The sequence below is a fragment of the Nostoc sp. FACHB-152 genome, assembly GCF_014697475.1.
GTDB lineage: Bacteria > Cyanobacteriota > Cyanobacteriia > Cyanobacteriales > Nostocaceae > Nostoc_B.
Genome location: NZ_JACJRV010000024.1, coordinates 50,866 through 66,512, shown reverse-complemented (window position 1 = coordinate 66,512; position 15,647 = coordinate 50,866). Strand labels below are relative to the sequence as shown.

The following is a 15,647-nucleotide window of genomic DNA, read 5'->3' as shown; positions in this document are numbered from 1 at the left end:
TCATTTTTCTACCGCTTGTTTCAATGCCAAACGGTATTCTTTGGGATATTGTACAAAACTACTGTCAGAGGTAGAAACTCCATTAGCCACAACCCCAATCAGGTTTAACTTACTCAACATAGCTGTAGCTTGAGCCAGCTGGTTGCGAGTTACAATACCCATACTGGCTACTAACACCACACTTTGACAAGAGGATGCTGTCAATATCGCATCTACCAACCCTAACACTGCTGGAGCATCTATTAGTACCAAATCATAATTTTCTTCAAATGCTCTCATCAATTGCATCATACGTGGAGAACTCAATAGATGAGCAGGATCAGCAGGTTTAGGGCCAGCCGTCAAAATATCAATGTAAGCTGAACCTAAAGAGTGAATACCAACTTGATTCGGTAAAGCAACCTCGCTAGCTAATAAAGTTGAAAGTCCTTGCTCATTGGGAAGATTTAGCTGTTCATGTAACCTGGGATCGCGTAAGTTAGCATCAATAAGTAATACACGTTTATGTAAACGAGCCGCACTCATCGCCAAACCCAACGCCATACCTGACTTGGCTTCATCTGGTAAAGCCGAAGTAATCATCAAAGATTTTAAGCTGCTAACAGTATTGAGCAGTTCAATATTTTTGTAAATCAGATCCAACGATTCCCAACGTGGCGGAGACTGTAACACCTGAATTGTCCAAGGTGCAGATGTTTCTGGCTTCCCAAAAGGTAGTTTAATAATTGAATCTCTGGCTTTGGCAGGTGGTAGTTTTGGCGTTGTTCCCAACAAAGGCAAAGCTACTTGCTTCTCTAATTCAGCAGTTGTATGTACAGCATCATCAGATGCTTCACGAATAAAGGCAGCAATACCACCCAACATCAAACCCACTACTGCACCTAACAAAAGATTTTGTTGGAGGTTGGGGCCTAGTTGTGCGCCTTTGTGAGGTTCTTCTACAACTTCCCAGTTAAATCCACCTTTAGCTAATTCTTGCCGTAGTTGCTGTTCAGCTCTCAAAAGCTGTTCTAACCTTTCTCGACTGAATTGTAGCTGTGGTTGAATGCGATTGTAATAAGCCAACAAAGGCGGGAAGCGTTTAATTTCTAAACGTAATTGCGTTTCTTTCTGCGCTAGAGTCTGATCTCGCGCGCTCAATGCAACTATAGTTGTTTGAGTGTCTACTAATTGGCTGGCAAGATTTAGGTCAATTGCACCAAACTGGCCTTGCTCTAAAAGAGAATCTCTGGAATTAACATTGGCTACTCCTGCTGATTTTGCACCTAAAGTCCTACCTACTTCTTGTTGTAATAGTTCCTTCTGACTGCGGAGTTGTTCTTGCAACTTCTGGACATTAGGAGTTTCATCAGTGAAGCGTAAACGTTCTTGCGCTAGTGCTAGTTCTGTTTTTTGAATTTCGTTGAGTAAGCCTTGGTAACGAGCAGACTGACTTAAACGAGAAGCAACTAAAGCATTTTGAGGAGAACGATTTAGTTGTTCTTCTAAAGATTTTTGCCTTGCTAAAGCCTCTTGATATTGAGCGCGAGTTGTTCGCCGTTCTTGCTCAACAGTATTCAAACTATCTTCCAGGGCTTTGGCTTGAGCTACAGGGTCGATTAAATTTTGGTTGCGGCGGAATCTTTGCAGGTTAGTTTCAGCTGCATTCACCTCTTCACTGGCCTTACTTAACTGTTCGCGGATAACTTGCAGACCTTTTTGCAGACGAGCATCCTGCTGTTGTTTGTTATATTCCACATAAACTTCTCGAATAGCCATCAGAACTTTTTGGGTTTTGTCTGGGTCTATATCGGTGTAGTCTACTTGGAAAATTTTTGTGGCGACATTATCTTCTTTGCTTCGTAACTGACTTAAAGCTAACGCGCCCTTGATATCACCTATAGTGATGTCTGGATATTGTGGACGAAGTTTATCAACCGCCTTTTGAACCAGCCCCGAACTCTGCATCAGATTTAACTGAGTGGCTGTGTCTATCTCAACATTCGGTTCTGTAAACTCATTTTCTACCCCACCTGCTGCTTCTTTTTTACCTTGATAGTTAGGTTCTACCAGCAGTTGCATTGTGCTTTTATAGGTGGGTTTTGCCTTAGCAGTCATAATTGCAGCCATAGCAATTGAAGTAATAAATACTCCTAGAAACCAAGGAAACCTACGAATAAATACTGCTAATAGTTGTCCATAACCTGGTTCTGTGTCAACAACTGTATTCTGGCTGGGATTTAGACTAGTTTGAACCACGTTTATTATCCTTTAACTAATTAAGAAGGGAGTAGGGAATGGAGAGTAGGGAGTGGGAGCAATACGGTTCGGTTAAAGGGGAAAGGCGAAGGGGGAAAGGGGAAGAAAAAACCTTTAACCCAAACCAATTCTGAGTTCAAAATGCTTATCCGAACTGTATTGGGAGTGGGAGAAGAAGCAGTGGAGATCAGGCGCAGGGAGCAAGGGAGAAATTTTACTGTTATTTCCTCACCTCTGCCTCCTGCCCCGTTTCCCCGTACCCTCTCCGTAAGGAGTTAAATTTGGCCAATAACTTGTTCAACCTTCCTAAAAAATACTTGTTCCGAAAAATTATTTACTGCATGATTACGAATATTTTCATAATTCCAAGTGATTTGTCCGGACTCTAATAGTGCAGCTTGCAAAGAGTCTGGTGTTTGCCTGCTAAAAAAGACTCCAGTTTTGCCATGTATTTGGGTATCTAACACGCCACCTGCGCCATAGGCAATAACTGGCGTACCACTGGCATTCGCCTCTACCGGGACTAATCCATAGTCTTCTAAGGCTGCAACGATAATCGACTTGGCTTTAGCAAATAAGTCTTTACGTTGGCGATCGCTTACGTGTCCTAAGAATTCAATATTGCTCATTGCCTTAGCTTGAAGGCGTTCTTGTTCCGGGCCATTACCAGAGATTAATAACCGCCATCCTAACCAATTAAACGCTTCGACAATGATATCTAGCCGCTTATAGCTGATCATCCTTGCCGATGCTAAATAATAATCTTCTTTGGTATCCGAATAAATAAATTTACTGGTATCAATTGGATAGTTAATTACAATTGCTTGTTTACCATAAATCTGTTGGATTCTTTTCGCTACAACGCTGGAATTAGCAATATACAAGTCAGGTTCTTGAGCATATTTCATATCTACTTTACGCATTAATTGGAAAATTTGTTCAATTAAAGGCGCAAAATATCTATAATCTCCATACTCGCGTAAATAAGTTTCTGTATCCCACAAAAAGCGAGTTACATTATGACAAAAACAAACATGGTAAGCATCAGGACGCTTACGAACAGCTTTAGCAAAGCTAGTGCTGCTGCTAATAATTAAGTCATAATCTTGCAATTCCAAAGCCCGAAAAGCAGGAAAGTAAAGAGGAGCCATCATTCTAAAATATTTGGCTGCACCCGGAATTTTTTGTAAAAAAGTTGTGTTGACTATCCGCTCACCCATATCAATAGTTTTTTGCGGGTCGTACAAAGAAGTAAAAACATCTGCCTGGGGGTAGCGTCTACATAGTAATTCAAATACGCGCTCCGCCCCACCACGCTGCGTTAAATAATCATGGACTAGAGCAATTTTCATAATTTTTATTCCAAGTGCTGCTGAATTTTGCGCTTAAAAATTTTAGTCAAGCACTGCTAAAACTTTAGTGTTTAGCACTATAAAATTTCACAAACAAATTGTTAGTTAGCCAAGATACTTTTTGGAATATTTATTTTATTTTTAATGCTATAAAAATATTTGAAATATTTAATGTTTTACAAAATACATTGTTAGATTAAAATCCATTTCCTAGGAATATAATCTGCCTTGAAGTAGCGTTAAGCAGACAAAAATTCACCACATCTTGAGCCAAAGATGTGGTTGAAAATATCGAAAGATTTAGATCCTCGACTTCTTTAAGAAGTCGGGGATCTTGTTATTCACAAGTAATTTAAGACAACTAAATATTAACCAACCGATGCGAGAACTTTTTCAGGCGCAAAATAAGCGTTTTGTTCAGCACGTAACTGGTCGCAAAGTCTACCTTCAGGTAACTCTACATCATCGTAAGTTAGCACTTGATCACGAGGAATATCTCGTTTGAGACGACAGCCTTCTGCTAAACCCATCGGTAGAAGTTTTTGTGCTTGTACGATGTCGGAGTTTTCACATTGGCCGTAGGTCATGTAGTAGCCAATACCATCTAAGGTTTCCCCGGCTTTTAAGTCAATTTTGGCTGTGGTAACTACATCGACCAATGGCGCGCCAATGGGAGCCATCACAGCATCGCGGAATAGAACAGCACGAGCTACAGATAAAGGAACTTCAAAATGGCAGAGGTGATAAGGAGTATAGAAGCTATAGAGAGGGCCTTCACCTAATTTGTAGAGGTTGAGGTAGTGGCGTTGTTTGGGGTCGTCGTGGGTAGCGAAGACAAATACACCAGGGCCGGGTTTAGCTCCGACTACATAATCAACAATCCCGCCTAGTTCTTTGAGTTGGTCAACGTCGTACATATTGGTCATTTCATCAACATGACCTGTGAAGTCATAACCGAGCATTCCGCGCTTGGCGACTTTCATCCCAGTGGCGTTAGCAACGATCGCCTGTTCAAAGGAAATTTTGCTACCATCAGCAAAGCTAGTCACCATGTGGGCTTTTTGTCCCCAACGTTTAGCAAATCCTTCTTGGGTTGTCGGGTTGCGATAAGGGTCTTGCAAACCTTTGATGTTACCGCACAACAATGGAGTCAGACCGATGCTTTTAACAAATCGGTACAGGTTCATTTCTACGCCTGGTTGGTCGCCATCACAAGCACTGAGAATCACGCCAGCTTTGTCAGCATAAACTTTTAGGATGGGGCCTACTGTACCGTCGAGTTCCGCATTCATCATGATTATATGTTTGCGATGGGCGATCGCTTCCATAACGATATGCGCGCCAAACTCCACTGCGCCAGTAACTTCAATAATCGCCTCGATACTTTCAGATTGACAGATTACATTAGCATCGTCTGTGACGGCGTATTTACCACTTGCGATCGCATCTTCTAAATCGCTGACAGTGTTCACAACTTGAATATCTTCAATACCAGCTTCTGTATAAGCTCGTTTAGCACCATCAATACTCCGGTTGAAGATAGCAACTAATTGCATTCCCGGAACAGAATTAATAATTTGGTTAGCAATACCTCTACCCATAAAGCCAGCACCAATCATACCAACTTTGATAGGATTTCCAGCCGCAGCACGAGCTTTTAAAGCATTATCAATAATAATCATGAATTTCCTCTGATTGCTCTTAGTAATTTTTCAATATTGAGACTATCGAAGTTGACAACTATAGGCTTACCGATACTGTTTCAGGCTCTCCTACACGCATCATACTCAACAGTGGCCAAGTCAAATCTTTTTCAGAAATTTCTGTCACTTCTAAAGGCCATTCAATATTGAAGAATGGGTCATTATAACGCAGACCTCGCTCATATCCTGGGGTATAAAACTCACCAACTTGATAGATTACTTCTGCATCATCTGTTAGTGCTTGATAGCCGTGAGCGAACATTTCTGGTACATACAAAGCCCGACGATTCTCTGCGGTTAGTTCAACACCAATATGCTGTAAAAAGGTAGGTGAGTCAGGACGCATATCAATAATTACGTCATAAATAGCACCTTTTGTGCAGCGAACTAATTTTGTTTCGGCTGCGGGTTGGAGTTGATAGTGCATTCCCCGCAGAGTGCCTTTTTTATAGTTATAAGATAAGTTACATTGAGCTACTACTGGCTTTAAACCGTGAGCTTCAAATTCTTGAGCGCAGAAATATCTGGCAAAAAAACCGCGATGATCTTTCCTTTCTTCTAAATCAATAATGTAAGCATCTTGAAGTGATGTAGTGGTGAAAATCATGAATTACCTCTATAAAAATGTTGATGACAAAAAACTAGCCTCTAGCCTCTATAACAGAATTTATCTCTGGTTTAGCAAAAGTATCATCCCAGTATTGAGTACAAAGTTCTGGTCGTTTAGGTGGGTTAGCGGTATAGACAAAAAATAGTGCTGACCTTGCTTCTGTGCGGAGAGTACCGTGGTGTAGAGCCGTTCTAGGATCTGCAATCACAACTGTACCTGCTGGGCCTGGACAAGATTTCCAAGCTGATTTAGAAATAATTTTTTCTACTTCTTCATCGCTGATTCCTAAATAGCCTGACTTGCGAAGTTGGTAGTCAATTCGATAGGAATTTAAGTTAGGAAATGATGTTAAAGATAAAGGAATATACTCAAATGGCCCATGCTTTTCTTCGACATCGTTGAGATAAATAATTACCTTAACCATTTTGCGGTCTTCGGAATCTTTATGCCATAACAATGTGCCGAATTGGTGTTCATTAGGAAAGTCTTTACGTAAATGTACACCTTGAAAAGCGACAGGTAAACCTAGGTAATTTTCTACTATCTTTAATAGTCTATTTTCCCGTCCCCAATTAAAAAATTGTGGTAAATCTGTAACTGTATAAATTTCTGGGAGTTTATGGGCAACATCAGAGTTATTTACAACTGCCATTCTATCTAATTGATGATAAGCAGTTTGTAGCATTTCTGGAGTGGATGGTAAGCCTAAGTCGGCGAGTGTCGTTACATAAGCACCTTCCCGTTTGAGAGTGTCAACAATTATGCGATCGCTTTTTTCTAGCGTAGGCAAATTAGGAGCATATTGCCAGAGTTTTATTCTATAAGCTAACTCTGAATTAAGTGTTGCCATTTTGCCTTTAATTGTGTTTAGCATGGCATAAATTCCTGATAGTTTTTAGTTAGATAATGTGCCTACTTTTACCTCTGCAATCTCTTCAACTGTTGGTCTGGGATAGGTATTATCCCAATAGTGAGTACAAAGATGTGGTTGCTTAGGCGGATTAGCTGTGTAGGCAAAAAATAAGGTTGAACGTTCTTCTGTACGGAGAGTACCGTGATGTAAAAGCTTTCTAGTATCTGCCACAATCACTGTACCGGCTCGCCCTGGGCAAGATTTCCACGCTGATTTCGGAATAATTTGGTTGAGTGTTTTATCGTCGATTCCACCTGAATTATTAATTTGAGCTTGGATGCGATAATAATTTAATTGATACTTAGAAGTTAAAGCTAAAGGTACGTATTCAAAAGGCCCATGCTTCTCTTCTACATCAGTTAAATACACTATAATTTTGAGAATTTTGCGATCTTCTATATCTCGATGCCAAAGTAATGTTGCAAACTGACTTTCGTTAGGAAAGTCTTTGCGTAAATGTACACCATGATAAGCAACTGGAAGACCGATGTAGTTTTCGAGAATATTTAATAACCTTGGTTGTCTGCCCCAATCATAAAATGCTGGGATATCCGTCACTATATAGATTTCTGGATGATTTTGTTGGGCAACGTTATAATTAGTTTTGCCCATGTTTGGTAATAGTTTGGATGCAGCATTTAGTAATTCTGCTGTGCAGTCAATACCTAAATCTGCCAGGTTAGTAATATAAATGCCATCACGATTGAGAGTATCAATAATTTGGCGATCGCGTTTTTCTAATATAGGTAAATTTTTTCTATGTTGCCAGATTTTACGTTGATAATTTAACTCATGTTGTACTGCAGAAAAGCTACTTTGAATGCGGTCAATCATAGATAATCAATACCTAATTTAATAATTAATTTATTATTTTTTGCCTACTTATTACTGGCTCGAACTTCTTGAGGTTTTGGTTCATTAGCATCGGCAAGTTTAACTTCTTTCAAAGCCATCACATCAAAAGCAGAAAGACTCACCAAAGCTACAAAAGGAATCGCTACCTTCATGGCAGATATCGGCCATCTTCTTAAAGCACCAAAGAAAACCTTTAAATTCACTTCTTGGCTATTTCGTAACACCATTCCTCTACAAAATTGCTTAGAATAGCCACATTCTCCAAGTTTCAAAATTACTTCGGGAATGTGTTTATATTGCATTAATAGGGCTGATCTTGGCTCTTTTTGCCAATAACTCACACCGACAATACATTCTAAATAAGTTTCTTTGGTGACAATTATTTTGCCATTTGCAGCACAGTAACCAGCTAAGTATGCTAAAGAAATCCAATTACTTGCAGCCTCTGGCCAAATTTCTAAGGCACGTTTTACTAAGTTAGTGCGATAAATGCTAGCTGTCAGGAAAATAACTGCACCAACACTTTTGGAAAAACAGTGTTCAAATATAGCTTTACTATCTCCAGAAGCATCTTCTGCATCAGCATCGAACCAGCGATTACCAACAATTGTTGGGGGATGAACTGGTTCGCCAGTAATTTTATTACGTCCAGAAAAGTTGAGAAATAATAATCCTAAATCTTCATGTTGTTTGAGCTTGTTAATAAGATAAGGAATTGCTCTATCTTGAATTGGATCATCATCCCCAATTGTCCACACATATTCGGTATTGGCAGAACTTAGGCAATATATAATATTTCTCATCACGCCTAAGTTTTCAGGATTTCTATTACTTTTAAAAGTAATCTGGCTCAGTTTTGTTTGCCATTTTTGAATCACAGCCGGAGTGTGATCAGTAGAGCAATTGTCTGAAACTAAAATTTCACACTCAGATTCAAAGCCTGCGATCGCATTTGCTAGCCAGGATAACTGTTTATCAAGTAAATCAGCCCGATTATAAGTAGGTATAGCAATAGTCAGTAATTTATTCATTTGTAGTAAAAAATATATTTTTGAATGAGGATTATTGTGCTTTTCCAGATCCCCGTCTTAAAGAAGACGGGGATCTCAATCCTAGAGGTCAACTATTTTTTAATCCAAAAGAAATCTTTGTCAATTTGCTCGGTACGGATTAAATACTCTAGCTGTTTTAAGCGTGTAAATCCTCTGAATAAAAAGGTGCCTTCAGTCATATCAATTTGGCTGAATAAGTTATATAGCTGTTGCGCTCCTAATTGAGCATTCCAATCACATTTGAAACCAGGCAGAATGCTGTTAATTTTCTCAAAAGAAACGCGATAACTGCGGTTATCTGCACCGTTCTGGCCAAAGCTTAATTTACAACCAGGGAAGGTTTCAGCAATGATTTCGGCAATTTCTTTAACTCGATAGTTATTAGATGTATCGCCAACGTTAAAGATTTGATTGTGTACGACATCACGCGGTGCTTCTAATGCACAAACAATGGCTTTGCAAATATCTAGTGCGTGGACTAATGGTCGCCAAGGTGTACCATCGCTGGTCATTTTGATTTCTTTACTTGTCCAAGCTAACCCAGCGAGGTTGTTCAATACGATATCAAACCGCATTCTAGGAGAAGCACCAAAGGCTGTGGCGTTCCGCATGAATGTGGGTGAAAAGTCGTCGTCAGCTAGGGGTTGGACATCTCTTTCTACGAGGGTTTTACATTCAGCGTAAGCGGTTTGAGGATTTACTGGAGTTTCTTCGGTCACATCGCCTTCGGTAGCAACACCATAAACGCTACACGAAGACATATATACGAAGCGGCGCACGCCCATTGTTTTAGCTAAGTTAGCAAGGCGCACAGAGCCTATATGATTAATTTCGTAGGTGATATTAGGTGATAATTGTCCGGTAGGGTCGTTGGAAAGTTCCGCCATGTGAACAACTGCTTCCACGCCTTCTAAATCTTCTGGGGTGATGTGGCGGATATCTTTGTTGAGGGTTTTGGCTGTAATTTCTGTACCGTTGTACAACCAACCAACTTTATAAAAGCCTGTATCAACACCAATAACTTCGTGTCCACGTTCAATTAACAGAGGAGGTAATAAAGAACCTAGATAGCCTTCTGTTCCAGTTACTAATATTTTCATTTGTTTTAAATTCTCTATGTTGGGTAATTATTTTGGTAAATGCAACCACACCAACTAACTAAAGAGAATAATTACATCCCTCTCCTAAAAGTCGAAAATATAAGGGTTTTGCTCCCCTCTCCTCGCAGGAGTGAGGTCAAAACAGAGAGGAGTCGAACTCACGTTAATATACAGTGACGGCTGCTGGCATATCTGAGTGCTGGGCAATTTGTGCAACTATCGCTTTGCCAATTTCTAAAGAAGATGTGGCGGCTGGTGAGGGGGCATTGCAGACATGGATGGAGTTTTGACCAGGAATGATCAAAAAGTCATCTACAAGTTTACCGTCATCCATTAAAGCTTGGGCGCGAACTCCTGCATGAGTAGGAACTAAATCCTCTGATTTGACTTCGGGGATGAGTTTTTGCAGACTTCTGACAAACGCTGCTTTGCTAAAAGAACGAATGATTTCTTGAATACCTTCATCAGCGTGTTTGGCTGCTAGTTTCCAGAAACCAGGATAAGTCATGACTTCTGCAAAATCCTTCAAGTCGAAGTCGGTTTTTTTGTAACCTTCTCGCTTGAGGCTGAGAACTGCGTTAGGCCCGGCGTGGACTGTACCATCAATCATTTTGGTAAAGTGAACACCCAAGAAGGGAAAATCAGGATTAGGCACTGGATAAATCAGGGTTTTGACTAAATAGCGTTTTTCTGGGGTGAGTTCGTAATATTCGCCCCGGAAGGGTACGATTTTAGCTTTGGGTTCTACTCCTCCTAATCTAGCAACGCGATCGCTATGCAATCCGGCACAATTGATCACAAATTTGGTTTCAAAGTTGCCTTGATTTGTTTCTAGTACCTGATTTTTCCCACTTGCCGAGATTTTCAATACCTTAGTATTTAAGCGTAAATCTCCGCCTTGCTGTTGAATTAATTGGGCATATTTTATACAAACTTGTTTGTAACTAACAATACCAGTTGAAAATACCCTAATGCCACCTACACATCTGACATGAGGTTCAATTTCTTTAACTTCTTCTGGGCTAATTCGTTTAACTTTTATGCCATTTTCTACACCGCGCTTGTAGAGATTTTCTAAGCGTGGTAGTTCTTGTGCATCTGTAGCAACAATTACCTTACCACATACTTCATGGTCAATCCCATGCTCCTGGCAGAAATCTACCATTGAGCGACTACCATCACGGCAGAATTTGGCTTTAAAACTCCCTGGTTTGTAATAAACACCGGAGTGAATCACACCGCTATTATTGCCAGTTTGGTGAAATGCCCAGTTGCTTTCTTTTTCTAATACTAAAATGCGTGCTTGCGGATAGCGTTTACCCAAGGCCATCGCTGTAGATAATCCAACTATTCCACCGCCGACAATAGCAAAATCGTACATTGGTATTATTGCACTTGAAATGATTGTTAATAAGTCAATGGTCAAGGGTCAATGGTTAAGAGTTATTTGTTTAACTCTCCCTAATCTCCATTCCCTTTCTTTACCAAACTTGCCAGGGAGCTTTACTAGTCTGCCATAGCTCGTCTAGATAATTTTTATCGCGTAAGGTATCCATTGGTTGCCAAAAACCATCGTGTTTAAAAGCTGAAAGTTGTTCCATATCAGCTAGCTTTTCTAATGGTTCTTTCTCCCAAACGGTGGAGTCATCCGCAATTAAATCAATTACTTCTGGTTCTAAAACGAAATAACCACCATTTACCCAAGCACCATCACCATCACGTTTTTCGCGGAAGCTGGTAATTTTAGTTTGGTCTTGTTCTAAAGAAATAGCACCAAAACGTCCTGCTGGTTGTACTGCTGTGAGTGTAGCTAATGTTTTTTGTTCTTTATGGAATTTAATTAACTCGGTGATGTTTATATTACTTACACCGTCACCATAAGTGAAGCAAAAAGTTTCATTGCCTACGTGTTCACCAACTCGCTTTAAGCGTCCACCTGTCATGGTGCTGTCGCCTGTATTCACTAGGGTGACACGCCAAGGTTCGGCATAACCAGAATGCACATTCATCTGATTAAAACGCATATCAAAAGTTACATCTGACATATGTAAGAAGTAGTTAGCAAAATACTCCTTAATAACGTAACCTTTGTAACCACAGCAAATGATGAAATCATTAATACCGTGAGCAGAATAAGTTTTCATGATATGCCAAAGAATTGGCTTACCACCAATCTCAACCATCGGCTTGGGTCTGATACTGGTTTCTTCACTGAGGCGTGTACCAAGCCCTCCAGCCAAAATCACCGCTTTCATACAATTACCTCGGAGATTCGTAAGGAAGTTAATATTTTGAATTAATCGAAATGAAGAGGATGCACTTGGTTTACGAAAAACTAATTTCTTTCTGTTTTTCTCCGTACATAATCTAACTATAATTCTTGGCAATTTTATGAAGGAAAAGTAAATAAAGAACTTTTATGTGTTAAAGACTTATGAATATGTATATCAGGATAATTTTGGGATTTCTACAAATATAATTTATTAAAACAATACAAGGGTTAGTTTTACCTAACCCTTGTATTGTTTTACTCATTTAATTGGAAATTTAGGCAATAGGGAATAGGCAATAGTATTTACTATCAGGTGTATTGTTTTACTCATTGAATTGGGAATTCAGGCAATAGTATTTATTATCAGAAGTAAAAACATTTTACTCTTCGATAAGCTGCTGTGCATCTACAAGACACTCATGCTTATCAAAAATACATCGTTATCCAAATCCCACTATTTTAATTATGGAATTTTCCCTATTGCCTATTGCCTATTCCCTAATTTGTACCCGTATATCCCCACATACTGGAGCTTTGTAATAGGGTATTACATTTGCTTTCGGTGATGACACACATACTGCTCAGTGCTTGCTGATAGTTATCTGTATCTTCTTGTTCTAGTGCCAATTTGGCAGCCAGCTGCAAATCGTCAAGGGCTTTCTGACTATTTTCCTCAGATTGTTTACCACCGTATTGTGACATTTCATAGCGCACCATACCGCGTTTGAGATAGACTTTCGCCAGTTTTGTGTTTAGTTGTAATGCTTGATCAAAGTCGGCCAGTGCTAGTTGGTATTGTTCATTATAGTTGGGGCTATATTGCGCCATTTGGTAGTAAACTGAACCGCGTTGGAAATAAGCTTCGGCTTTAGATGCATTCAGTTTAATGGCTTCGGTAAAATCGCCCAGCGCTCGTTTGAAATCTTTGATAGATTCCCCGCTATACTTGGCAACTTGAGCTATGACAATACCTCTACGGATATAAGCTTCGGCTTCTTTGATGTTGATTTTGAGGGCATGATTAAAATCTGCGATCGCCAGGTTATATTCTCGATCTGGATCGTTGCTATACTCAGCTAGCATATAGCGGGCGTTGCCACGATTAACTAAAGCTTTGACTTCTTGGGGATTGATATCCAAAGCTTTGGAATAGTCTGTTAATGCGCCTTCGTAGTCTTTCAAGTTATAACGCGCATTGCCTCGGTTAATATATGATTTAGCGAAGTTTGGTTCTTCTTGAATGGCTTTGCTAAAGTTTTCTGCTGCCTGTTTGTAGTCACGTATTTGGTAAGCAGCATGGCCTTGTCTGTAGTAATCAGCAAAACTCTTCGCCTCATTGTTAGATGTTGGTTCGCTCAACAATCTCTGCTGTGTATAGGCATTTTGGGTGACAAACGGACGGGTAAATTTCACCATCACATCCAAATAACCCAACATCCCTAAACCTAGACAAGCTAAAACTATGGGGTAAAATTTTGCTGCCTTCGCCTTTGGACGCTTATACGGATAATAATTAGGAGTGTTGCCTTGCTGCCAGTAATTTGTTGATGGAGTAAATGCCATTACTGGCTGTGGTCTGCGTGCAGGTTGGTTGTAGCGTCGTTTGGGAATGTTGCGCGGTTGCAAATGTTCTTTCTTTTCAATTGCCCTCTGTGATGGAAACGGGTCGCGTCCACCTAAGCGTCGGGAACGTTCGCACCAAGGGCAACTGTGTAGGTGGTTGCTGTAGAGATGTTGGGGATTAGCAGTACAGGTAATTAAAGCATCTTCGACTTCTGCCAGGGTCGATAACCAAGTTTGGGCGCTGGGACGCAAGTAAGGATTACTGTGTCCGGCTTCAAAGCACTGCACAAACAAATCTTGTAAGCTAGGATGCAGCATTTCCCAAGCAGGAGCAATGGGAGTTGGGACGTAAGGGACTTGTCGGTGTTGACTGTAGGTAAAATGTCCAGCAGCAATGCGGGCTTCGTATGGGGGTGGTTCGGCAGTACCTTGAAAAATTCCTGAGAAGGGGTGTGTACCTTCCATTAATAGTTGGAAGATCAGGACTGCCAAGCCAAACAAGTCATGAGTAACTTCGCGGTCGTGTTGTGCGAAAACTTTATTTTGGAGTTCTGGAGGAGTAAACTCTGGTTTACCTACTGGACAGCGATAGACAATGTTATGGTTGACATCTGGTACTTGGAAAGAGTCAGTATCAACTAAGCTTACTAGTGCCGTGTCACTGACAAGGATGTTAGATTCGTTGACATCTCCCACGCAATAACCACTGTTGTGCAGAGCGGCAAAAGCGGCTGCTAAGTTACGCGCTGTGCGGACTAGATATTGGTAGCTGAATAATGGGCAGTGTTGGCGGCGCGTTCTGGGGTTGTAAAAGTCAATAATCGGACGCATCCCGCGAATGCGCGGCATGATAAAGCCAACAATGCTGTTGCTACCGTCTACTGTCTTGATTAATTCTTGTGGCCAAGCGATCGAAATATGCCCCAAGCTAGCTGTAGGGTTTTCGGGAGGATTAGCCAGCATTGCTTGCAGTTTCTTGATGTGTGTGGCTGTGGGTTTATGGTAAACCTTGGCCACTAAATCACCATCGGATGGAACTGCGTAAATACAGGCTTCACCGCCGCGCCCTAAGCTGACGCTGAGGTTGATTATTTCTGGCTGGGGAAGACAACGTAGTACCTTCATGATTAAGTCACAGTTGGGGGCTAATTAAAAATCCGAACTTGCAGAATCCTTGGTCATGAGTGGTTGAAGGCAGCAATAATTAAGGTTAAATCATCGTCGGTACGTTGTGTAATCCGCTCAGATCCTAAAAACCTCACTAGTTGCTCTTTGGCTAATGTCTTATCCTCAACGTTTTCGACAAAATCAAATAAAGGAAAAAAGAAGGGTTTGTGAGGTTCGCCAACAACCATATTCAAAGCCAGCATTTGTAGTCCATCGGTGAGAACTCCAACGTTGACTATTTCTTCACGCCATAGTCTCATTTGTGCTGTGTCTATGGCATCCAAGGAGGTCAAAAAAGTAGTTTCGTTGATATATTCTCCGTTATTTGGCAGTGTTAGCGCAATTAAATTTCCTTGACGATTTTTTGCGACTGCCATTCCGTCACCGATTTGTGCTGCTGCTACCATGTCTGGTGTAGCGATGGTAATTATTAAGGTAGTTGCCAAATCCTGCGGTTGTTGGTTACACGCTGCTGCTTCTGCCTCTACTGCTTTTTTGGCCGCTAGCAAAGCATCAGTTAATAACGATTGCACGACTCCATCATCTTCTAGGGAGGAGCGGGTGACTTGTTTAATGGATAAATGTTCTACAGCTGCTTCTGTGGCTACCATTGCACCAATTTTGCCTTGACTGGCAGAACCTGCACCATCGGCAGCTGCACTAATTAAAACATTGTCTGGCAGTAGCTGCCAGTTGTGAGCATCCTGACACAGCTGCTTGGTTCTGATGTGGCTTGTACCACATACAGATGCGGCGACTACCCGCCAATGAGAAATTTGTCTTGTTGTGTTCATTGATTTTTTGTCTGGGCTAGCTGTGTAT

12 protein-coding genes are annotated in these 15,647 nt (G+C 40.7%); all 12 read right to left on the bottom strand.

Annotated features, from left to right (window positions below):
- Complete coding sequence (locus tag H6G76_RS17935) at nt 1-2,238, bottom strand: polysaccharide biosynthesis tyrosine autokinase (protein WP_190703333.1); 2,238 nt, start codon at nt 2,236-2,238, stop codon at nt 1-3.
- A 275-nt stretch (nt 2,239-2,513) separates the two neighbouring features.
- Entirely contained in the window at nt 2,514-3,590 is a 1,077-nt protein-coding gene (locus H6G76_RS17930) for a glycosyltransferase (protein ID WP_190703331.1), read from the bottom strand.
- 368 nt (nt 3,591-3,958) lie between these two features.
- A complete protein-coding gene (locus H6G76_RS17925; RefSeq protein WP_190703328.1) occupies nt 3,959-5,272 on the bottom strand; it encodes an NAD(P)H-dependent oxidoreductase in 1,314 nt (437 codons plus the stop codon).
- 58 nt (nt 5,273-5,330) lie between these two features.
- The gene (rfbC, locus tag H6G76_RS17920) at nt 5,331-5,900 is read right to left on the bottom strand and encodes a dTDP-4-dehydrorhamnose 3,5-epimerase (RefSeq protein ID WP_190703325.1); all 570 of its coding nucleotides are present in this window, start codon (nt 5,898-5,900) and stop codon (nt 5,331-5,333) included.
- Between the two features lie 34 nt (nt 5,901-5,934).
- Complete coding sequence (locus H6G76_RS17915; protein WP_190703322.1) at nt 5,935-6,777, bottom strand: phytanoyl-CoA dioxygenase family protein; 843 nt, start codon at nt 6,775-6,777, stop codon at nt 5,935-5,937.
- A 21-nt stretch (nt 6,778-6,798) separates the two neighbouring features.
- The gene (locus H6G76_RS17910; protein ID WP_190703319.1) at nt 6,799-7,650 is read right to left on the bottom strand and encodes a phytanoyl-CoA dioxygenase; all 852 of its coding nucleotides are present in this window, start codon (nt 7,648-7,650) and stop codon (nt 6,799-6,801) included.
- A gap of 44 nt (nt 7,651-7,694) precedes the next feature.
- Entirely contained in the window at nt 7,695-8,702 is a 1,008-nt protein-coding gene (locus tag H6G76_RS17905; protein ID WP_190703316.1) for a glycosyltransferase family 2 protein, read from the bottom strand.
- Between the two features lie 92 nt (nt 8,703-8,794).
- Nucleotides 8,795-9,823, bottom strand: a complete 1,029-nt coding sequence (locus H6G76_RS17900) for an NAD(P)-dependent oxidoreductase (protein ID WP_190703313.1) — start codon at nt 9,821-9,823, stop codon at nt 8,795-8,797.
- Between the two features lie 163 nt (nt 9,824-9,986).
- Nucleotides 9,987-11,204, bottom strand: a complete 1,218-nt coding sequence (gene lhgO / locus H6G76_RS17895) for an L-2-hydroxyglutarate oxidase (RefSeq protein ID WP_190703311.1) — start codon at nt 11,202-11,204, stop codon at nt 9,987-9,989.
- Nucleotides 11,205-11,304: 100 nt separating this feature from the next.
- Nucleotides 11,305-12,078: a glucose-1-phosphate cytidylyltransferase gene (gene rfbF, locus H6G76_RS17890; protein ID WP_190703308.1), complete on the bottom strand. Its 774-nt coding sequence runs from the start codon at nt 12,076-12,078 to the stop codon at nt 11,305-11,307.
- 515 nt (nt 12,079-12,593) lie between these two features.
- The gene (locus H6G76_RS17885) at nt 12,594-14,783 is read right to left on the bottom strand and encodes a tetratricopeptide repeat protein (RefSeq protein WP_190703306.1); all 2,190 of its coding nucleotides are present in this window, start codon (nt 14,781-14,783) and stop codon (nt 12,594-12,596) included.
- Nucleotides 14,784-14,836: 53 nt separating this feature from the next.
- Nucleotides 14,837-15,619, bottom strand: a complete 783-nt coding sequence (locus tag H6G76_RS17880) for a PP2C family serine/threonine-protein phosphatase (protein ID WP_190703303.1) — start codon at nt 15,617-15,619, stop codon at nt 14,837-14,839.
- Nucleotides 15,620-15,647: the final 28 nt, after the last annotated feature.

Coding starts and splice junctions, on each gene's coding strand:
- H6G76_RS17915 (WP_190703322.1), bottom strand. CDS start 6,777: ATGCTAAACACAATTAAAGGCAAAATGGCAACACTTAATTCAGAGTTA.
- H6G76_RS17885 (WP_190703306.1), bottom strand. CDS start 14,783: ATGAAGGTACTACGTTGTCTTCCCCAGCCAGAAATAATCAACCTCAGC.
- H6G76_RS17910 (WP_190703319.1), bottom strand. CDS start 7,650: ATGATTGACCGCATTCAAAGTAGCTTTTCTGCAGTACAACATGAGTTA.
- rfbF (WP_190703308.1), bottom strand. CDS start 12,078: ATGAAAGCGGTGATTTTGGCTGGAGGGCTTGGTACACGCCTCAGTGAA.
- rfbC (WP_190703325.1), bottom strand. CDS start 5,900: ATGATTTTCACCACTACATCACTTCAAGATGCTTACATTATTGATTTA.
- H6G76_RS17900 (WP_190703313.1), bottom strand. CDS start 9,823: ATGAAAATATTAGTAACTGGAACAGAAGGCTATCTAGGTTCTTTATTA.
- H6G76_RS17930 (WP_190703331.1), bottom strand. CDS start 3,590: ATGAAAATTGCTCTAGTCCATGATTATTTAACGCAGCGTGGTGGGGCG.
- lhgO (WP_190703311.1), bottom strand. CDS start 11,204: ATGTACGATTTTGCTATTGTCGGCGGTGGAATAGTTGGATTATCTACA.
- H6G76_RS17905 (WP_190703316.1), bottom strand. CDS start 8,702: ATGAATAAATTACTGACTATTGCTATACCTACTTATAATCGGGCTGAT.
- H6G76_RS17880 (WP_190703303.1), bottom strand. CDS start 15,619: ATGAACACAACAAGACAAATTTCTCATTGGCGGGTAGTCGCCGCATCT.
- H6G76_RS17925 (WP_190703328.1), bottom strand. CDS start 5,272: ATGATTATTATTGATAATGCTTTAAAAGCTCGTGCTGCGGCTGGAAAT.